Genomic DNA, 20,052 nt, shown 5'->3' with positions numbered 1-20,052 from the left:
AGGAAGGGAAAAATAAAAAACGCGACTTAAGCCGCGTTTTTTATAATGTATTTTTTTCTTACATTATTTGCAAGATAGACGAAGTTCTTCTTCTTGATCTTTTTTCTCAACAACAGGTTTTGAAGTTGAGAACACTTGTGTAAATTGAGGCTCAACATGGCTCTCTTCAGTAACACCCTGTGTATTTTTAGGAGCCTGTGAACTTAATAAAATGAGGCTAGGGTTAGTGTTAGGGATTTCATCATGGCTATGGCTATGGCTCTGTGAACTTTCGTCACTTAAAGAGTCCTCATTACTAGCAACCAATTTTTCTGTTTTAGCAGGACGCTTAAAGTAACTGGTAATTGCAGAAATGCCGTTTACTACAGCTGCAGTTAAGTAAGTACCAACAGAGGTAGCAGCAGCAGCTAATCCAGCAGCAAAACCGATTTGCAGAGCAGTGTTAGCACCAACGATACCAGCAATAGAAAAACCATAAATCGAAAAAGTAGCAACAGCTGTTAAAGCAGCAGGCCACAAGAATAATGTAAGACCAACACCACCAGCAGCAGCTAAAGAAAGCCATGCAGCAACGGAGATTGCTTTTTTATGTGCAGCAATGAAATTAGCAGTAGATTGAGCAACATATTTAACGCCATCAAGAGCAAGACCTAAAAGGCCACGATTTGTCTTGGTCTCTCCATCTTTATCTTTTTGGGTAGAACCTAATACCAAGTTAACCATACCGCTAAAAACATTAGCTGGTAAATAACCAACCGTAGTCATAAACTCTTTAAATTTCATGTTTTACTCCAAGGTTATAAATCAGGACGGATGATAGCAATGAATTTGCTACATGTGAATCAAAAATGCTCAGTTTGTTGTAACAAAAGTGTAAAATAATTTGACTATAACCCACTAATTGTTTAAACACTTTTCAAGTTAAGTATTATTTATCCTAAAAGAACCGTTTTTGATAAAATTTACGTTCGAGTAGTTTGTATTGATGTATATTTGGGATAGGTGTTCCTTATTGATTGCTGGGCTGGTTAAGCCCTGCTGTTTCTATTCAGAATGACGGTATAAAGTAGGATCATCAATTCCTGCTCCAATAAATCCGCGGTGTCTAAAAGTACAACTATCACATTGACCGCATGCTTCACCTGTATCATTTGCCTGATAGCAGGAAACAGTTAAGCTATAATCTACACCTAAGCTTATTCCTAGTTGGATAGTTTGCACTTTGCTTAACTGTTGTAGCGGTGCATGAATGGTGAACAGATCGCCAGATACTCCTGCTTGGGTTGCTAAGTTCGCCAGGGTTTGAAAGGCACTAATAAATTCAGGGCGGCAATCTGGGTAATGAGAATAATCCACAGAACTTGCCCCGATAAAAATATCTCTAGCGCTTATAGATTCCGCAAAACCCAATGCCATGGCTAGAAATATAGTATTTCGTGCAGGAACATAAGTCACTGGAATCTCTGTGCCTTCCTTAAAGGCAGGAACATTCAAGTTGGGGTCAGTTAATGCAGAGTTCCGGAATAATTTGGTATCCAATGGTACGATCTGATGCTCTGCTACTTTGTAATGTGCCGCGATTCGTTGTGCCGCCAATAATTCTGCTGAGTGTCTTTGTCCATAAGAAAAACTGATTGCATAACAGGAAAAACCTTTTGCTGCAGCTAAAGCGAGGCAGGTTGTTGAATCGAGTCCACCAGAGAGTAAAATGACCGCTTTTTTCATTGAGAGCCTCCATAAATTGATTTACTTTTTAACTTAAATGGATTTGTTAGCCATTTTTGCTGTAAAGGTAACCGCTTTTTTTAGGTTAAAAATGCTGTTAGAATGCGCCAATTATGCCATAACATGGAACTTTATGACGACTACTCTTTATCCCGTTATTCTTGCAGGAGGTTCTGGGACTCGTTTATGGCCTTTGTCACGAAAAAATTATCCCAAACAGTTTCTTGCCCTAAACGGTGACTTATCTCTTCTGCAACAAACGGTGAAGAGAGCTCAAAGTCTTGTGAGTTCGCATACCTTCATTGTAAGTAATGATGCACATTATTTTCTTTGTCAGGAACAATTAAACCATTTTGCTCAATCCATAACGTATCTGTTGGAGCCGTGTGCACGCAATACAGCACCGGCAATTGCAAGCGCCGCTCATTATATATCACAAATTGCTGGTCCTGATGCTGTGATGTTGGTGTTACCTTCAGATCATTGGATTGCTGATGATTTGGCATGGCAAGAAGCGATGATTACCGGAGCGCAATTTGCTGCCGAGCAGCATGCTTTAGTGACTTTTGGTATTCAACCGGATAGTCCTAAAACTGGGTATGGCTATATAGAGGCTGGGGCATCACTTGCTGATAAAGTACATCAAGTTTTAAGCTTTAGAGAAAAACCTTCAACGGAGACAGCAAAAGAGTTTATCGCGAGTACTCATTATTTTTGGAATAGTGGTATTTTTGTTTGTCGCGCAGGTGTCTACCTGAATGAGTTAGCTGAACATCAACCAGACATTCATTATTTTAGCCGACAAGCAGTTTTAAATGCTCAGCATCATAATGACTTTTTACGTCTTGATTTAGAAGAGTTTTCACGATGTGAAGCAGAATCAATCGATTATGCAATTATGGAAAAGACCGATAAAGCAGTCGTTATTCCTGTTGCGATGCAATGGAGTGATTTAGGGTGCTGGTCTGCAGTTGCAGATGCCAATATACCCGATCACGATGGTAATACAGTGACTGGAAAAGTGGTTGCTCAAAAAAGTAAAAATTGTTTTATTCATAGTACAGATATCTTAGTGACAGCTGTAGGAGTAGAAGATAAAATCATTGTTGCCACCCAGGATGCAGTTTTGGTTGCCGATAAGCAGTATTCACAACAAGTTAAAGATTTAGTTAATTCTTTAAGCAAAGATCACCACCAATTAATCCAAGATCACCAACGAGTATCGCGACCTTGGGGCTATTATGAAATTTTAGCTGAAGGAGCTTCTTTTAAAGTAAAACGGCTCATGGTGAAACCCGGTGCGCGTCTGTCATTGCAAATGCACCAACATCGAGCAGAACATTGGGTTGTAGTTTCTGGGAAAGCCGAAGTCATTAATGACACCCAAACTATTTATTTATCAGTAAATCAATCTACTTACATTGCGCAAAATACCCTTCATCGTCTAAGCAATCCAAGCAATGAACCACTTTATGTCATTGAAGTACAAAGTGGCGCATATTTAGGAGAGGACGACATTAAGCGGTTTGATGATATTTACGCACGCGACCTATTGTAATCCCTTTTTATTTTCAGATTTACGTACCCATTCAAAATCTCTCGCTTTGCTCGGGATGACATCAACGTAGGAGGGGATGGGGTAAGTTTGTTATTCGATTTATTAGATTATGCAAATTTTAGTTTCAATACTGTAAATCAATCAATGTTCACCTTGTTTTTAAAATTAGTGCTATGTTATAAAAAAGAACACATTAGTTTTTACTGTGATTAAATGAATGAGTCGCCAAAGACTCATAAGCACAGAGGTAACATTATGGCAACCAGCAGCGGAATTTTTTACTCCTTTCTTAACGATAAATTAAATAAAAACAAGAAAGTTGCTGATTGGCACTTTAAAGATTTTCTTAATCTTCGCAAAGAACTTCTTGAGTATAGTAGAGCAGAGTGTGGTCTCATTGAGGTTGATTTTGATCCCAGCAACAAATTTACTGAGGTTATCCCATTACTCTACAAGAAAAACATGGTGATTGCCTACCAAGATAAACTTTATTACGCGGATATAAATAATCGAAAAGTTATTGCGCTTGAAAAAACCAAAAGCAATAGAGATGACTATGAGCAATTAAAAAGAAAATGCACTCCATCTTATAAAAGAGCAAAAGGTCATACACTAGACTTAGTGAGATTGATTACTGGTCGTTCTTTTAATGCACATCGTAGTGATGATTTTCTCCCTTCCTTAAATTTTTATTTGGGGATCTTAGGCGATACAGATAAAGTAATGTTTGCCTACATGAGTGAAGAGCAAAAAGAACAATTGCGATTTGATCTAAAAATGACACTGTTGCTTTTACTCGCTCAACAACAACATGAAATAGACTATCAAAAAACTGAAAATCGAAAAGCATATACCCAGCACATGAAACGATGTGTCGAGTTTCTTCTCGTGCTTGATCCTGAATATCAAAATTTCATTATAAAATCTCCAGAGCAAACCGAGCTTAATCAGGATAAGCCGCTAAAATATTTAGGGTGGGCTGTTGGTCACGAGCTTGGCCAACAAATAGTAGATTGGACTGATACTAAAACCGAAAAAGGTGCGACCAAAACAATTAAAGAATACATGGGTTCTTTAAACGAAAAGAGATTGAATTGGGTGTGGGAGTCTACCTTTTTAAAAACGGTAATTGATTTAGTTCCTAAAGATCATCCTAACGCGGGCCAAGCTGCAAAGGCAATCAGATACCCGGATTTTTATACAGGTACTTTGAGTTGGGTTTTATATTACGCACGTTTTGCACTAAATCTCTCTTTATTATTAAAACATACAATTAAAGGTTCTTGGATGAGTGAAGAAGAGGCTAAAATGCCTTGGTATGAGCGCTTTCAAACGCAATGGGACCAAAGAAAATTTAGTTTATTGAATGATTCGCTTTGGGGAACAGCCAATTTGGTTTGCTTTTTTTGGTTAACTGGAAAAAGTATTTTAGGGACTTGGGGTGATGCACTCACCGTTGCTTTATTAATTTTTGACATCAGTATTGCTATTTGGGATTTTGAGGAACAGAAAACAAAATACAATAAAGCCATGCTGCAATATTCTGAAGATATTGCCAGAATAGAAAAGCGACTTAAGGTTCTTAAAGGTACTCAACAAAAAGAAGGTGAAAAAGAGCGAGCAGCTGAAGAACGACAATTAAAAATGCAGCTGCATGCATTACAAAGGGAACAAAAAAAATGTGCCAGAGAATGGCAAATGAACAAGCTTTCATTAATGAGCAATATTGCCTATGCTGTGGGTTTGATGCTGGCCTTTGTCATTTTAACGATGCCATTTTTGCCTGTTGCAGCACCTGTTGCCGCTACATTAGGTCTTGTTGGCGCGGTTTTATGTCTTGCCTTCACTGTAATTAACAATGCGATAAAAGGTGGTATTGAACTGTACACAACTCACCAAACAAGAAAAGAGATTAAAGAGGAATACGAGCTTAAGGTGAGTATCTTAAAAAGAGATGGCCATAAACTCACTGAGAAGGAAAGAAAACTTCTTTTCTTGGAGATTAAGAAGCTCAAAGCAGAAACAGAATATCAAAAACAAATGATGATTTATCAGTCAGCGAATTTAATACGTGGTATTGTACTGGATATCCTTATCCCAGTGGTCGTTTTTTTCAGTTTAGTATGCATGCCTTTAGGATTTGGTATACTTACTATTGGCGCAGCGCTGGGATTTGCTTTAGGTTCTCGTTATCTGGTTGATTCTTTATTTAAGCCAGAAGAAAAAAAGGCATTAGAGTTCGATCAAGAAGAATATACGAAATTTTATGATTCGCTTCATGAGGTTGAAACGAAAAAGCCTCAGGGTTTCTTTAAGAAAACATCTGCAGAACAAATGAAAAAACCATTACTTGGCGAAAACGAGGTTGATCCTTCGATAGATCCGCAAGAGGGGCCACTTTATTCAGGATAAAGATCTAGCATTCATTATCTGCTTCTGTATAATGTTTCGAAAGAAGCCAATTGAAGTGTCTTCATGATGAAGTTTGCATTGTTATTGCTGGTTTTTTCAATCAATGTGCATGCTATGGAACAGCTAGGTGATTCCTGTGATATGCATGCAGGTTTGTCCGATTCTTATGTTTTAGCATTAAGTTCACAACCGGGTTTCTGCCAAACTTATGGACATGAAGCAGGTAAGCCAGAATGCGCGCATTTACCCAAAGACTCCTATCAAGCAAAACATCTTACGCTACATGGATTATGGCCTAATCAAAAAGCATGTGGTCAAAATTATGGATATTGCGGTGTGGAACAAAAGACAAGTCATTGTGCCTACCCTCCATTAGATTTATCCCCTCAGATTGCTGAGCTTTTAAAAAGAATAATGCCCAGTTACTATTACGGGAGTTGTTTGGAACGACATGAATGGAATAAACATGGCAGTTGTCAAATTTTATCTGCTGATCAGTATTTTGCTCTGGCTATCCGCTTAGCAGAAACAGCCGATAATTCTTTATTTGGTCAATATCTAACGCAACATCAAGGCCAAAAAGTTCAATTAACTGATTTGCGAGAAATGATTACTCAGTCTTTTGGCCCAACGAATTCAAATAAAATATATTTAGGCTGCAAAAAAGGTATCTTAGTAGATATTTACATTCAATTGCCCGCGCTTATTCCAGATGGAGATTCTTTAGAGTCTTTAATTAATGAGGCTCCTGATTCGCAAATTAATGATACTTGTCCTAACAATGTGACTCTTTCAAATTTTAATACAGAGGCTTTTTTAGGATGATGTAACGTTGAGTTAAGAACATGCTTAAAAAACTTAATCTTGAACATTGGTAAAACTTCCTCTAATGTAGAGGAATTGTCATCTAGGGATAAAATCTTATGCTAAAGCGGTGCTACTTATTGACTCTTATTGTTTTTTTATTAACTGCTTGTGCACATCATCATGCGCCCAAAGTCTCTTCGTTACCGCCGCAAGGTATTAAAACAAAACAAGTCAGAGCAGTCAGTGCTTTTAATCATGTTGATGTTCAAGGACAAATGAATGTAACAGTACATACGGGTTATAAAAAACCGCAAATTATTTTAAGAGGTGATACTCGTGATTTGGCTGCGCTAAAAACAGTAGTTTCACAAAATACTCTTTATTTAGCTCTAGGAAAAGGTTATCCCATGTATGGGCCTGTTTCTGTTGATATTAGAGGTCAATTCCTTAATCGTTTAGCTGCTAAAGATACGAACCTTATTGTAGGTAATCAATTACATACAAGCGTATTAGATGTTTATTTGGTAAATACTGGGACTGTAAGGCTCAATGGCTCTATTGGATTACGTGTACTGGATATTAAAGGCAATGGCCTAATTCAAATTGGTGGTATATCGAGCCAAAACTTACAGGTTCATTTGCAGGGCAGTCCTAAAGTACAACTTTCTGGGATTGCTAATTTAGCGAATTTAACCATGCAAGGAAATGCTTGGCTTAGTTTGTATTGGGTTAAAACAGATACATTAACCATACGTGCAAGGCAAGCGGCAACGATTCAATTGGCGGGTGCAGTACAAAGACTGGATGTTGAGCTTTGGAATAATGCACGATTTAAAGGTCGTTATTTACGTGCCCAACGTAGTTTTGTGAAGACACATGGACGTTCTGTCGCAGAAATTTCTGTAGCGAAACATCAAAGCAATTTAGCTACCGATGCCAGTGATATTTACTATTATAATCTACCGACAACCCGAGCTGATTTTATGGCTTTTGATGGCTCGGTGTTGGATATGCGCGAATGGAACCAATTCGATTTGAAAGATTTTAATCGTTACAACAAGCAATTTCCATAATTAACGTTCGTTTAGCTAAACGAACGTTATCTCGCAAAATGCGTAGTATTTATACGGGATCCAGTTTGGCTCAATCGCGCAAGCGGAAGGTCAGAAAATAACTTGATCTGATTGTAAATTATACGTATTGATTAACACATCGAACAATTTGATCCAAATCATTATCTAAAGGCAATACATGGGCTGAGTTTTTAAGCCAATGTATGGTGGTGTTTGGCAGATGAGCAAACATTTTTTCTACTTCTTTGGATGCAACAACAATATCATGGGTTCCTAAAAAAAGGTCCGTGGGACAGTTTGGAGGGGCCCATTGGTGCTCTTCTATTAAATTAAATAGTTCAATCAATGTGGTAATAGGAATTCTTCGATAGGCTATTTCTGTATTTTTAGTACTGACAATATTACCCATCATTCCACGTAATTCACAAAAACCAAGACTTTGGAGTACGCTAAGTAGTTTTTTATTTCGATTAATATTCATCTGTAATTTTAAGGCGGGAGCTAAAAGAAACAAATGGTTGAATTGAAAGTTCCTATTCAGCTTGCATGCCAGTAATGCTCCAAGGGACACTCCCAATATATCTACTTTTTGATACTCTTTAAACAATGCTTCACATTCTTGCCTAGCATGCATTACCCAATCGTCTTTTTTAGCTCGAGCGAAAGCAGCAATACTATCTGCATGTCCTGGTAAAACAGGACAAACAATCGCATCATAATTTTTTAATTGCGGAATCAGGTAGCGATAAACAGCTGGCGATGAAGTAAAACCATGAAAAAGCAGTAAGGCACGATCTTTTTTAGTGCTTCGTTGATTAATAGGTTGAAGACGTGAAAAGTCCTCTTTTTTCAACGTATGGAGTTGTTTTCCACGGGACATAAAGCGAAAATCATTATAAATCATAAGTAATCCATTTTGCTGTATCTATTTTGAAAATTTAGTGTAAATTAGTTGCAGAGGAAATTCATCAAAAATAATCCTTGTTATGATTATAGTACTCAATTAATAAAGTGTATGCTATCACTGTTTCTAGAGCATTGTATTTAATGATGTGCTATCTTTAAAGATAATAGGGGTAGATTACTGAGGTTCAATATATGAAAGAAAACGAAGATCAATCAATAAGTAAAACACCTACAACAGATCCAAAGAAACCTGACATTGTCAATGTGCCAACGGATGACACTAAGAAAGATAAGAAGAATCAGGCGCAAGATGAGAATCAAGGTCCGAAAAAAGATGATAAGAAAGATAAAAAAGGTATTGATTCAGGTAGTAAAGATCCAAGGATGCAGCTTATTGATGAACTGTCCCAGATGGTTGAAGAGATTAATGATGATATTACCGATTTTTGCAAAGATAAAGCGAAAAAGCTTGGGAAGGCTTTAGCGGAGACTGATGCTGGAAAAGCGGCAATAAGAGCTGGTGAGGCTGTTAAGGGAGCGGCAAAAACGGCACTAAATGAGCTTAATGAAGCTGCTACTGACAAACTTGACGATTTAAAAAATAAGCCTGGAGTGAAAAAGGCACTAGAGGTATTAGATAACGCTAAAAATACGGTCAAGGATACCCTTACTGCACCAATAGATAAAGCAACCAAATCATTGAACAACCTCGCAGAAAAACTAGAGGACTATACTGAAAAAAATGCGAAGAAGAAAGAACAACAGGAAGTGACAGAAGAACAGCAAAAGAAAGAAATGAAAGCAGAGAAAAAGGACATTGAAATGAGTACATTATCCTCTACAAGTTCCTCTCCTGGGGAACAGGGGAAAAAGGACATAGACGATGTTGATTACAGTTCAACACAACCAACTTCACCCAGTACTGATAAAACACAAGAAGAAACACAAGAGAAAACATATCAGAGCAGTATGAAGTAGTGGTGGTGGCTAAATTTTGTGAGGCCTGGGTTAGGGTTGAGTTGCCTTTACCCAGGTCTGATATTAATTTCCAGCCAACAATTTATGCGGCAAACTTTCAAGACGTCCCGCCTGAGTGACGATAACGTAATTTAATTTACGTTGCAGCTCACTGATTGTATCCGAACCCGCATACGTTAAGCCCGATCTTAACCCGCCGACTATATCTGCAATAATCGCATCAGGATTGTCTTTGAAAGGAACTTCAGTGGCGACGCCTTCGGCAGTTTTCCACTCATGCATTTCACCTAAAAAATTCTCTTGTGCTTCTTTAGAGGCCATACCGCGGTAACGTTTTACTTTGCTGCCATCGCTTTTTTGAATCACTTCGCCAGGGGTGGGGGATGTGCCAGCGAGCATACCACCGATCATCACAAAATCAGCACCAAAAGCTAAGGCTTTTACTATATCGCCAGATGTTTTAATGCCACCATCTGCAACAATAGAACGATCCGCGCGCGAGCAATCTTGAATACAGGTTAACATAGGGACCCCAAAACCTGTTTTGATGCGAGTACTACATACAGAACCACCGCCAATACCCGCTTTAATAATATCAGCGCCGCAAGAGGCAAGATAATCGGCACCTGCGTAGGTGGCAACATTTCCTGCCATGATACAACGATCAGCAAGTATTTGGCGTAAGCTTTTTAGTGTTTTTCCCACATATTTAGCATGCGCATGGGCAACATCCACACAGAAATAATCAGCACCTGCATCGCGTAACGCTTCGGCTCTTTCTAATTCAGCAGTAGAACAGCCCACAGAGGCGAAAACAATGCCGCTACACTTTTTAAACTCGGCGATGTTCTCTTCTACAGACATAAATCGGTGTAAGGCACCCATAGCTCCTTTAGAGGTCATGAAATTAGCCATAGCACTTTCAGTAATGGTATCCATATTGGAACTGATTACAGGCAATTCTAGAGTTAATTTGCCCAAACGGTCTGTACTCGTGGTTTCTACTACTCTTCTTGATTCATGATGATTGTATGCAGGAACAAGGAGAACGTCATCAAAAGTGATGGCATGGTCTGTCATGGTAAATCCTTAAAGTGCATACTATACCTCACATTTCGTACAAGGTCTATTAGGGCTACAAATGTTCTGCCGCATAAAATGCAAGTCTTGATCGCTCGCCACGGGTTAAGCTCATGTGGGCGCTATGCTCCCAACTTTTAAAACGATCCACTGCAAAAGTTAAACCGGAAGTTGTTTCACTCAAATAAGGAGTATCGATTTGTTTGATGTCCCCAAGACAAATAATTTTCGATCCTGGGCCTGCGCGTGTAACCAAAGTTTTAATTTGCTTTGGGGTTAAGTTTTGCGCTTCATCAATAATAATATAACGATTTAAAAAAGTACGACCACGCATAAAGTTTAAAGAACGAATTTTAATTTTATTTTGTAATAAATCCTGAGTTGCACCACGTCCAAAACTACCTCCAACTTGTGAGCTGTGGAGCACTTCTAAATTATCCATTAACGCACCCATCCAAGGAGTCATTTTTTCTTCTTCGGTTCCAGGAAGAAAACCGATATCTTCGCCTACAGGGATGGTAACGCGAGTCATTAAAATTTCAGTGAAGCGATTTTGATCTAAAACTTGGGTTAATCCTGCAGCAATGGTAAGGAGCGTTTTTCCTGTACCCGCAGGGCCTTGCAAACTTACAAAGTCAATCTCAGGATCTAAAAGCAGATTAAGGGAAAAATTTTGTTCACGGTTTTTAGCATGAATTCCCCAAACAGAATGCTTGGTGTAGTCACGAATTAATTGAATGACCGCATGATCATGTTCTAGTTTTTTTACGATGGCTTGGAACTGATCATCTTCAGTACTGAGACAATCATTTGGATTCCATTGATGAATTAATGGACCCGCTACTTTATAAAAAGTTTTGCCACTGTCTTGCCAGGATCCCATATCTTTAGCATGAGTTTCCCAGAAATTATTATCCAGTATATGTAGCCCTCGATGCAGAAGATTGACATCATCAAGCACTTGGTCACTGTAGTAATCTTCAGCAAGAATTCCAAGTATTCCTGCTTTGATACGTAAGTTAATGTCTTTTGACACAATAATAACTTGCTTTGCTTCTGCATGCTTTTTTTGTAATCCTAATGCAGTAGCTAGGATGGTATTATCTACTTTATGTCCGGGTAATGTGGAAGGGACCACTTGGTTAAATTCATCCGTTTGGAAAAACAGTTTACCGCTACATTTTTTTTTATCCGAGTAATTAGGGATGGGTAATCCGGAGACAATTTGTTCATGAGAGGAATTGCTCATAAGTTCTACCAACATCCGATTGGTTTGTCTTACGTTGCGTGCTACTTCCGATGTCCCCATTTTATGATTGTCTAATTCTTCTAATACAACCATTGGCAAATAGATGTCGTGCTCTTCGAAATGGTAGATGGCTGTAGGATCATGCATTAAAATATTAGTATCGAGTACAAAAAGCTTCGGAACGGTATTGCTTTTATCCATAAATTCACCTTTTATGATGGAGCCATTGTCATTTCTGAAACTCACGTTAACTTAATGCAGTGAGGTTACTGCTGTATTTTTAATTATTTTATTGTGCTTAGGGAATGAAACACAGTCAAGGAGAATATCCTTATTTTAAAGTATCTAGCACTTCGTCTACATGACCATTGACCTTAACTTTTCGCCATTCTTTTATCAGCTTGCCTTGAGGGTCAATGATAAAAGTACTGCGTTCAATTCCACGCACTTGCTTGCCATACATGGATTTCATTTTAATCACATCAAACAATTGGCATAGTTGTTCGTCTTGATCACTAATCAGCTCAAAGGGGAGACTTTGTTTTACTTTAAAATTTTCATGTGATTTTAAACTGTCGCGGGAAATTCCAAATATTTGGGCGTTTAGGGCTTGAAATCGGGGATACGCGTCTCTGAAGTTTTGGCCTTCAGTGGTGCATCCTGGGGTTGCATCTTTGGGATAAAAATAGAGTACTACATATTGACCTTGATAATCGCTAAGTTGGCCTGATAATCCATTAGTTGCAGTAAACGTAAAATTAGGTACGGATTCGCCTATATTCATCAATCTCTCCCTATTTTTTTCATGATACGTGAACGATCTCTTTGCCACTCACGATCTTTAATCGTATCTCGTTTGTCATGTTCCTTTTTACCTTTGGCCAGAGCAATTTTGATTTTTACTTTATTTTTTTTCCAATATAAGGACAGTGGCACTATTGTATAGCCCTGACGTTCTACGCTACCGATGAGTTGATTCAATTCTTTTTTATTTAATAAAAGCTTTCGCGTACGGATTGGATCTGGAATGTCATGTGTAGAGGCTGTAATCAGGGGTTGAATTTGTGCTCCCAATAAAAAGGCTTCGCCATTTTTCATAATAACATGTGAATCGGATAAATTAATTTTTCCAGCACGCAAGCTTTTCACTTCCCAGCCTTCAAGCACAAGACCGGCTTCGTATTGCTCTTCAATAAAATAATCAAAACTTGCTTTACGGTTGAACACAATGGTTGAATCGGATTGTTTTTTGTTGGTCATAGAATTTATTCTTTAGCACGATCACGATCATGCTTGTAATCTAGTGGTAATTGAGGATAGACCCTATTTAACTCTTGATCAACCGCCACTCGGTTATCGAAAACAAAACATTGACCTTCCCAGAGTGACTCATCCTTGGGTATTTGTTCTATATAATTCAAAATACCCTCATGTAAATGAAAAACGTTTTCAAAACCAAGCTCCTTTAAATAAGCCGTTGATTTTTCGCATCGTATGCCGCCAGTACAAAACATAGCAATCTTTTTGTCTTTTTTGTCAAGCAAGCATTGGTGTACGTATTCTGGAAAATCGCGAAAATTTTCTGTATTAGGATTGATTGCATTTTTGAATGTACCTAATTCAAATTCATAATCATTACGGGTGTCGATTAAGACAACATCAGGATCAACAATGAGTTCATTCCATTCCTGGGGCGTCAAATAGGTCCCTACAGTTTTCAATGGGTCCACATTTTTTATACCCATAGTTACAATTTCTTTGCGAAGTTTGACCTTAGACTTGTCGAAAGGGTTTTCATTATCAAAAGTTTCTTTGAATTTTAAATCGGCCAAGCGTTCATCCTTATGGATAAATTGGTAAAAAAGATCCATTTGTTCCCGTGTACCAGCAAAGCTTCCATTAATTCCTTCAGAGGCTAAGATAATTGTACCTTTGATGCCGATTTCTTGCATTTTGATCAATAAAGGTTGGCGCAAGGTTTCAAAATTTTCTAAAGAAACAAACTTATAAAATGCGGCAATGACTATTTTTTTCATTGTACTACCTGATAATCATAACGAAAATATTCAGCAAAAATTACCATTTACACAGAATTTAATCAATAGGCATGAATTAAATGCACTCAAGTTGGGTTTAAATAACGTCCTAAATAAAAACAGTTCGATATAAAAAATCACTTTATATTTTATGTCGAACTCACGTTAAATATTAAGCAAAAATTAACTAAATGCGTTGACAAAAGCCAATCAGCGATCATACTGTTATATACCAACACAGGTATTCGTGTTTTTCATTCCCCCCAGGTTTATAAGGAGATAATATGGCACATTACATTAGGAAGTTACGTTGGTTTTTCGCCCTTTGTATTTTTATCCCGATAGTCGGTTTTGCCGCCACCCCCGTAAAATCTATGGTTGTTTTTGGTGATAGTTTGTCTGATACAGGCAATACTACTCATTTGCTTAAAAGTTTACGCCAGGAAGAGGATCCCGCTTTTTTAGTTGCCCCATTTAAAGTATTTGTGTTGAACAAAATGGTTGAATTCGCTGAAGAATATTATGTTCCTCAAATGGTATTAGATTCAGGTATCGCCATTGTTACTGAATTTTTTGATAATCAGCTGGCACCCTATATTGCAAATTTAGTGAGTAAAATCAAATTGGTTCCAATATTACCAGGAAAACCCTATTGGAATTCAAGGTTTTCCAATGGACAAGTATGGAATGAATATTTAGCGAAAATGATTTCCATTTCTGCTGATGACGAGGAAGTCTATTTGAATCGTGCGTTCGGTGGCAGTTGGTCAGCTACATATGATTACCAATTAACGATATGGAACTTAATTCGCCATCCACTAGGAACAATCAAAAATCTTATTGTGGGTAAGCTCGTTCCCCCAAGTCTTGGTTTAACTGTCCAAGCTTACTTATTAGAACATCCTACTTTGAGCGATGAAACAGTGTTTTTTGTGTTCTCTGGCAGTAATGATTACATTAATGTCTTGTTTTTCGAGGATAATTACAATACTGAAGTCATGAGCACTTATGTCGATAACGTGTTATCAAGTACTGGTGCTGCGGTAATGAAATTAATGAAAGCTGGGGCTCGTCGCTTTGTCGTTATGGGTTTGCCTCATTTGGGCGATACCCCACGAGCAGTACAAACTCCGGATAGAGAAGTGTTAAACAATGCAATCGACATGCACAATGAACGCCTGCAAAATCGAATCCAAGAGTGGGCGAAAATTTATCCTAATGCCGACATCCTCTATATTAACATGCAAGAATACATGGAAAGAGCTTTAACAAATCCTGAGAACTATGGTTTTACAAATATTAAGGATGCATGTATTGATGTGAAACTACCGATGTATGATTCATTTCGTACTTCACCTTTTGCTCATAACTATGTATTACGTTATGCACAAGTACTCCAATATAGAGATGCAAGCTTCTCCGCTGGGGATAAAAACTATCATGTTTGCGATACTCCAGAAAGCTATTTATTCTGGGATGAAATTCATCCAAGCACTCGCGCTCATGGATTACTCGCTTTTGAAGTATGTAATGCGATGAAAGATCATGGATATTCAGTGAATTGTAAAAATCCAATTGAGTAATGGAAGTGATCTGTAGTTTTGTGATTTATTAGTCTTGCAGCTGTCTGAGGACTACTGATATTAAGTTAAGTATGTCCGCAAAATCGTCATTCTGAGCAAAGCGAGGGATGACGATTAATTTAATGGTAGCGGCGTATTTTCTCTGCCCGAACAGAACTAGCCCCTTTCTGATTCTTTGAGCAAACGTGTTAGTGATTTACTCATGTTTGTGGCATAATTCCCGTCTTATTTATTCATATATCGTTCAAATAAGGTTTAGTGAAGCGAGGAGAAGATTATGTGTGGAATAATCGGAGCTGTATCTGAAAGGGATATTAGTAAAATTTTACTGGAAGGGTTACGGCGCTTAGAATATAGAGGTTATGATTCTGCAGGTATTGCGGTAATTGATAACCATGGGCATTTAAAGCGCGTACGAATTCAGGGTAAGGTACAAAATTTAGCCGATGCCATGCAAGAAACTGCCGTTATGGGAAATACCGGAATTGCTCATACACGATGGGCCACACACGGTAAGCCTTCAGAGCAAAATGCACATCCTCATTTATCTCATGGACAAATTGCATTAGTGCATAATGGAATTATTGAAAATTATGAAAAACTGCGCCAAGAATTAATTACAAGAGGATATCTGTTTACTTCTGAAACAGATACGGAAGTTGCTGCTCATTTGATTCATTACCATTATCTTCAACGTGAACATTTACTTGCAGCCGTGCAGGCTGCAGCAGCAGAAATGCACGGTGCTTTTGCTATAGGCGTAATCCATCAACAAAGACCTATGGAGTTAGTTGCTGTCCGCAAAGGAAGTCCTTTAGTTGTTGGCATGGGCATTGGTGAAAATTTTATTGCTTCTGATAGCCTGGCATTAAAAGCTTTTGCACAATCAGTCTACTATTTAGAGGAAGGAGATAGTGCGTTTATTACTTCCAAAAACGTTGCTATTTATGATTCATCAGGTTCAGTTGTTGAGCGCCCTTCTCATCTTTTAATGAGTGAGGCCGAAATTGTAACTAAAGGTCCCTATCGACATTTCATGCTCAAAGAAATCTTTGAACAATCTAAAGTGCTGGCTGATACTATAGAAGGCCGTGTGAATACTCTTGAAGTGCTTAAGTCTAGTTTTGGTGAACGTGCTTCTCATGTATTTCCACTAATAAAACAAATTCATATTGTTGCTTGTGGTACTAGTTATCATGCAGGAATGGTTGCTAAGTATTGGTTGGAGTCTCTAGCTGGGTTCCCTACCCAAGTTGAAATTGCTAGTGAATATCGTTATCGCGATGTAGTAGTTCCCAAGGACACATTGTTCATAACTATTTCTCAATCAGGTGAAACAGCAGATACTCTTGCTGCCTTACAGAAAGCAAAGGAGATGCCGTATTTAGCCAGTTTGGCTATTTGTAATGTAGCAACGAGTACTTTAGTAAGAGAGGCTGATTGTGTCTTTCTAACACGAGCAGGGGTTGAAATTGGTGTGGCATCTACCAAGGCATTTACTACTCAATTAGCCGCGCTTTTAATGTTAGCTACCGCTCTTTGTCCTGATAGTCGAGCCAATGAAGTTATAAAACAATTACAAGAGTTACCTGCATGCTGTGAGCGGGTATTAAAGATGAATGGAGAAATTGAAAACTTAGCCTCTCTATTTGTGAATAAAGCGCACGCCTTATTTCTAGGACGTGGTGTTGAATATCCGGTTGCTTTAGAAGGTGCGTTAAAACTTAAAGAAATTTCCTATATTCATGCTGAAGCTTATCCTTCTGGTGAACTAAAACATGGGCCACTCGCTTTAGTTGATGAAAGCATGCCGGTTGTGGCTGTTGCTCCAAATGATGAACTTCTTGATAAATTAAAATCTAATTTGCATGAAGTAAGTGCAAGAGGGGGTCAATTATTTGTTTTTGTTGATGATGGCCAAAGTTGGCGTGCCAATGGAGCGCACTTAATTAAAGTTCCCTCTTGTGGTTCTTGGGTTGCTCCTATAATTTATACTATCCCTTTACAGTTGTTGGCCTATCATGTTGCTGTTGTCAAAGGTACCGATGTGGATCAACCACGTAATCTTGCCAAATCAGTAACTGTTGAGTGATAATGTGGCGTTTTTTATTAGTCATCCTTAATTCATTTTTCTCCTGTTTGTTCTGAGAAGGAGAGCTTGTAGAATAGGATCGTGGAGCTTGGATGAAGTAAGTGCAACAGGATCTTCACTAGTTACCTGATGAAGTTAGGGTGGGATAATTAATTGTTATCTATTTATGTGTTACGGGGATGTAAATGACTCAAGAGATGTTGGGATTAGCTGCAATTATTGCGCAAGAGATTAAAGTTAAACCCGCGCAGGTAGAGGCGGCCATTCGTCTGCTGAGCGAGGGAGCAACAATTCCTTTTATTGCTCGTTATCGAAAGGAAGCTACGGAAGGACTCGATGATGTACAATTACGTTTTATTGAGGAGCGAGTGCATTATTTGCGCGAATTAGATGAACGTCGCGCCGTGGTTTTACAGTCAATCCGTGAACAAGAAAAATTAACCCCTGAACTTGAAAAGAGTATTTTGGCTGCGGACACGAAAACGCGACTCGAAGATTTATATTTGCCATTTAGGCCTAAGCGTCGAACTAAAGCACAAATCGCTGTAGAGGCGGGACTTGATCCATTAGCCCAAACACTTTGGAAAAATCCAGATAGAGATCCCGAAGAAGAAGCGGCGCGGTTTGTTAATCTTGAAGCTGGAGTCGAGGATATCAAGGCAGCCTTAGAAGGGGCGCGCCATATATTAATGGAGCATTTTGCTGAAGATGCCGATTTGATTAATGAATTGCGAGAATATTTATGGCAACATGGCATTGTTAAATCAATAGGTAGTGCCAAGAAAAAAGAAACAATCAACAAGTTTTCAGATTATTTTGATTATTCTGAGGCAATTAAAAAAATCCCATCACACCGTGCTTTAGCATTATTTCGCGGACGTCGTGAAAGTGTGTTGCAAGTGAGCTTAGTTTTACCTGAGAATGATCTTTCTTACGGTGAAAATAAAGTTGCAGCCCATTTCCATATCGCTGATCGTCAAAGAAAGGCAGATAGTTGGTTGTTAGAAACAGTGCGCCTTACCTGGAAGGTAAAATTATTTACTAAGCTTGAATTGGAGTTGCTTACTCGCTTACGTGAAATTGCGGATGAAGAAGCAATTAAAGTATTTTCAAGAAATTTACGTGATTTATTACTTGCAGCTCCCGCTGGCCCCAAAATTACCATTGGACTGGATCCTGGAATTAGAACAGGGGTTAAAGTGGTTGTGGTTGATGAAACAGGTAAGCTACTGGATTACACGGTTATTTTTCCATTTGCACCACAAAATGAATGGCACTCAGCAATTACTGACTTAGCTAAACTAGCGGCAAAATATCAGGTTAACTTAATTAGCATTGGTAATGGCACAGGCTCTCGCGAAACGGAGCGCTTGGTCTCTGAACTTATCAAAATGTACCCCGATTTAAGGCTCAATAAAGTAATCGTGAGTGAGGCAGGGGCATCTGTATATTCTGCTTCAGAAATTGCCTCGCAAGAGTTCCCCGATTTGGATGTAACCTTAAGAGGAGCTGTTTCTATTGCAAGACGTTTGCAGGATCCTCTTGCTGAGTTGGTAAAAATAGAGGCCAAATCGATTGGTGTGGGTCAATATCAGCATGATGTAAATCAAACTCGCCTCGCTCGAAGTCTTGATGGTGTGGTAGAGGATTGTGTTAATGCAGTAGGTGTAGATGTCAATACTGCTTCGGCAGCTTTGTTATCCCATATTTCTGGCCTAAATGAAACATTAGCTAAAAATATAGTGCTCTATCGTGATGAACATGGGGCGTTTAAAAATAGAATGGAATTAAAAAATGTTGGTCGTATGGGCGAAAAAGCGTTTCAACAAGCAGCTGGATTTTTACGCATTATGAATGGAGATAATCCCTTGGATGCATCTTGTGTGCATCCAGAGGCTTATTTATTGGTTGAAAGAATTATCGCTAATAAAAAAATAGATATAAAAAATTTGATTGGTAATAAAGAAGAATTACGCAGCGTGAATGCAGCGCAATTTGTTGATGAACAATTTGGTTTACCTACTATTAGAGATGTATTGAGTGAGTTAGAAAAACCAGGACGTGATCCTAGGCCGGAATTTAAGACGGCACAATTTAAAGAAGGTGTTGAAGACATTGAGCATCTGCAAGAAGGTATGATTCTTGAGGGTGTGGTCAGTAATGTGACTAATTTCGGTGCTTTTGTTGATATTGGTGTACATCAGGATGGATTAGTCCATATTTCAGCAATGACGCATAAATTCATTTCAGATCCACGGACTGTAGTGAAAGCTGGCGATATTATAACAGTTAAGGTAATCGAAGTAGATAGAGAAAGAAAGCGTATTGGTTTGAGCATGAAATTAGAAGATGAACCTTTAAGTGCTCCAGTGAAAAAAACGGCTAAAGCTCCTGAAACAAAAAAAATACCCCAGGCTAAAAAAGCAGAACATAAGAAAAAACCTGAAATGGGTAAAAAAGTTGAGCCTGTTAAAAAAACAGTATTTAATACAGCAATGGCAGATGCATTAGCTAAATTAAAACGCAATCAATAAATAATCATGTAGATACGGA

The 20,052-nt window shown here is 38.4% G+C and carries 16 protein-coding genes; 8 read left to right on the top strand and 8 right to left on the bottom strand.

The window, feature by feature from the left end:
* Nucleotides 1-63: 63 nt before the first annotated feature.
* Nucleotides 64-783, bottom strand: coding sequence for a hypothetical protein (locus Lgra_RS05355; RefSeq protein ID WP_058498245.1), 720 nt, complete (start codon nt 781-783; stop codon nt 64-66).
* Nucleotides 784-1,044: 261 nt separating this feature from the next.
* Nucleotides 1,045-1,725 carry a 7-cyano-7-deazaguanine synthase QueC gene (queC, locus tag Lgra_RS05350; RefSeq protein WP_058498244.1) on the bottom strand — a complete coding sequence of 227 codons (681 nt, stop codon included), beginning with the start codon at nt 1,723-1,725 and terminating at the stop codon, nt 1,045-1,047.
* Nucleotides 1,726-1,858: 133 nt separating this feature from the next.
* Here queC and Lgra_RS05345 point away from each other — a divergent pair, with 133 nt between their 5' ends.
* From Lgra_RS05345 to Lgra_RS05330, 4 genes are all read left to right on the top strand, one after another.
* On the top strand, nt 1,859-3,283 hold the full coding sequence (locus Lgra_RS05345; protein WP_058498702.1) for a mannose-1-phosphate guanylyltransferase/mannose-6-phosphate isomerase: 1,425 nt from the start codon (nt 1,859-1,861) through the stop codon (nt 3,281-3,283).
* 255 nt (nt 3,284-3,538) lie between these two features.
* Complete coding sequence (locus tag Lgra_RS05340) at nt 3,539-5,695, top strand: hypothetical protein (RefSeq protein WP_058498243.1); 2,157 nt, start codon at nt 3,539-3,541, stop codon at nt 5,693-5,695.
* A 63-nt stretch (nt 5,696-5,758) separates the two neighbouring features.
* Entirely contained in the window at nt 5,759-6,520 is a 762-nt protein-coding gene (locus Lgra_RS05335; RefSeq protein WP_058498242.1) for a ribonuclease T2 family protein, read from the top strand.
* A 98-nt stretch (nt 6,521-6,618) separates the two neighbouring features.
* Nucleotides 6,619-7,575, top strand: a complete 957-nt coding sequence (locus tag Lgra_RS05330; protein ID WP_058498241.1) for a GIN domain-containing protein — start codon at nt 6,619-6,621, stop codon at nt 7,573-7,575.
* Nucleotides 7,576-7,693: 118 nt separating this feature from the next.
* Here the strand turns inward: Lgra_RS05330 and Lgra_RS05325 are convergent, their stop codons facing one another.
* Nucleotides 7,694-8,479, bottom strand: coding sequence for an alpha/beta hydrolase (locus Lgra_RS05325; protein ID WP_058498240.1), 786 nt, complete (start codon nt 8,477-8,479; stop codon nt 7,694-7,696).
* A 194-nt stretch (nt 8,480-8,673) separates the two neighbouring features.
* On the opposite strand from Lgra_RS05325, the gene Lgra_RS05320 reads away from it, so the two are divergent.
* A complete protein-coding gene (locus Lgra_RS05320; RefSeq protein ID WP_058498239.1) occupies nt 8,674-9,459 on the top strand; it encodes a hypothetical protein in 786 nt (261 codons plus the stop codon).
* 63 nt (nt 9,460-9,522) lie between these two features.
* Here Lgra_RS05320 and Lgra_RS05315 read toward each other — a convergent pair whose 3' ends face one another.
* From Lgra_RS05315 to trhO, 5 genes are all read right to left on the bottom strand, one after another.
* Entirely contained in the window at nt 9,523-10,539 is a 1,017-nt protein-coding gene (locus Lgra_RS05315) for a guanosine monophosphate reductase (RefSeq protein ID WP_058498238.1), read from the bottom strand.
* Nucleotides 10,540-10,594: 55 nt separating this feature from the next.
* Entirely contained in the window at nt 10,595-11,989 is a 1,395-nt protein-coding gene (locus tag Lgra_RS05310) for a PhoH family protein (RefSeq protein WP_058498237.1), read from the bottom strand.
* Nucleotides 11,990-12,119: 130 nt separating this feature from the next.
* Nucleotides 12,120-12,572: a peroxiredoxin gene (locus tag Lgra_RS05305; RefSeq protein ID WP_058498236.1), complete on the bottom strand. Its 453-nt coding sequence runs from the start codon at nt 12,570-12,572 to the stop codon at nt 12,120-12,122.
* Nucleotides 12,572-13,048, bottom strand: coding sequence for an SsrA-binding protein SmpB (smpB, locus tag Lgra_RS05300; protein WP_058498235.1), 477 nt, complete (start codon nt 13,046-13,048; stop codon nt 12,572-12,574). Before smpB ends, Lgra_RS05305 begins: the two co-directional genes overlap by 1 nt.
* Nucleotides 13,049-13,053: 5 nt before the next feature.
* Nucleotides 13,054-13,824, bottom strand: a complete 771-nt coding sequence (trhO, locus tag Lgra_RS05295) for an oxygen-dependent tRNA uridine(34) hydroxylase TrhO (RefSeq protein WP_058498234.1) — start codon at nt 13,822-13,824, stop codon at nt 13,054-13,056.
* A 284-nt stretch (nt 13,825-14,108) separates the two neighbouring features.
* On the opposite strand from trhO, the gene plaC reads away from it, so the two are divergent.
* The 3 genes from plaC (at nt 14,109) to Lgra_RS05280 (ending at nt 20,033) form a co-directional block, all read left to right on the top strand.
* Nucleotides 14,109-15,407 carry a lysophospholipase/glycerophospholipid:cholesterol acyltransferase PlaC gene (gene plaC, locus Lgra_RS05290; RefSeq protein ID WP_058498233.1) on the top strand — a complete coding sequence of 433 codons (1,299 nt, stop codon included), beginning with the start codon at nt 14,109-14,111 and terminating at the stop codon, nt 15,405-15,407.
* 277 nt (nt 15,408-15,684) lie between these two features.
* Complete coding sequence (gene glmS / locus Lgra_RS05285; RefSeq protein ID WP_058498232.1) at nt 15,685-17,499, top strand: glutamine--fructose-6-phosphate transaminase (isomerizing); 1,815 nt, start codon at nt 15,685-15,687, stop codon at nt 17,497-17,499.
* Between the two features lie 185 nt (nt 17,500-17,684).
* On the top strand, nt 17,685-20,033 hold the full coding sequence (locus tag Lgra_RS05280; RefSeq protein WP_058498231.1) for a Tex family protein: 2,349 nt from the start codon (nt 17,685-17,687) through the stop codon (nt 20,031-20,033).
* The last annotated feature ends 19 nt before the right edge of the window (nt 20,034-20,052 follow it).

Source organism: Legionella gratiana (assembly GCF_001467695.1).
GTDB classification, from domain to species: Bacteria; Pseudomonadota; Gammaproteobacteria; order Legionellales; family Legionellaceae; genus Legionella; species Legionella gratiana.
Note: the sequence above shows the minus strand (reverse complement) of the source record. Positions and strands in the feature narration are given on the sequence as shown.

Bases quoted from the DNA above. Each gene is read 5' to 3' on its own strand.
- Lgra_RS05325 (WP_058498240.1), bottom strand. From the start codon at position 8,479: ATGATTTATAATGATTTTCGCTTTATGTCCCGTGGAAAACAACTCCAT.
- smpB (WP_058498235.1), bottom strand. From the start codon at position 13,048: ATGACCAACAAAAAACAATCCGATTCAACCATTGTGTTCAACCGTAAA.
- Lgra_RS05355 (WP_058498245.1), bottom strand. From the start codon at position 783: ATGAAATTTAAAGAGTTTATGACTACGGTTGGTTATTTACCAGCTAAT.
- Lgra_RS05305 (WP_058498236.1), bottom strand. From the start codon at position 12,572: ATGAATATAGGCGAATCCGTACCTAATTTTACGTTTACTGCAACTAAT.
- glmS (WP_058498232.1), top strand. From the start codon at position 15,685: ATGTGTGGAATAATCGGAGCTGTATCTGAAAGGGATATTAGTAAAATT.
- queC (WP_058498244.1), bottom strand. From the start codon at position 1,725: ATGAAAAAAGCGGTCATTTTACTCTCTGGTGGACTCGATTCAACAACC.
- Lgra_RS05340 (WP_058498243.1), top strand. From the start codon at position 3,539: ATGGCAACCAGCAGCGGAATTTTTTACTCCTTTCTTAACGATAAATTA.
- plaC (WP_058498233.1), top strand. From the start codon at position 14,109: ATGGCACATTACATTAGGAAGTTACGTTGGTTTTTCGCCCTTTGTATT.
- Lgra_RS05315 (WP_058498238.1), bottom strand. From the start codon at position 10,539: ATGACAGACCATGCCATCACTTTTGATGACGTTCTCCTTGTTCCTGCA.
- Lgra_RS05310 (WP_058498237.1), bottom strand. From the start codon at position 11,989: ATGGATAAAAGCAATACCGTTCCGAAGCTTTTTGTACTCGATACTAAT.
- Lgra_RS05335 (WP_058498242.1), top strand. From the start codon at position 5,759: ATGATGAAGTTTGCATTGTTATTGCTGGTTTTTTCAATCAATGTGCAT.
- Lgra_RS05345 (WP_058498702.1), top strand. From the start codon at position 1,859: ATGACGACTACTCTTTATCCCGTTATTCTTGCAGGAGGTTCTGGGACT.
- Lgra_RS05320 (WP_058498239.1), top strand. From the start codon at position 8,674: ATGAAAGAAAACGAAGATCAATCAATAAGTAAAACACCTACAACAGAT.
- trhO (WP_058498234.1), bottom strand. From the start codon at position 13,824: ATGAAAAAAATAGTCATTGCCGCATTTTATAAGTTTGTTTCTTTAGAA.
- Lgra_RS05280 (WP_058498231.1), top strand. From the start codon at position 17,685: ATGACTCAAGAGATGTTGGGATTAGCTGCAATTATTGCGCAAGAGATT.
- Lgra_RS05330 (WP_058498241.1), top strand. From the start codon at position 6,619: ATGCTAAAGCGGTGCTACTTATTGACTCTTATTGTTTTTTTATTAACT.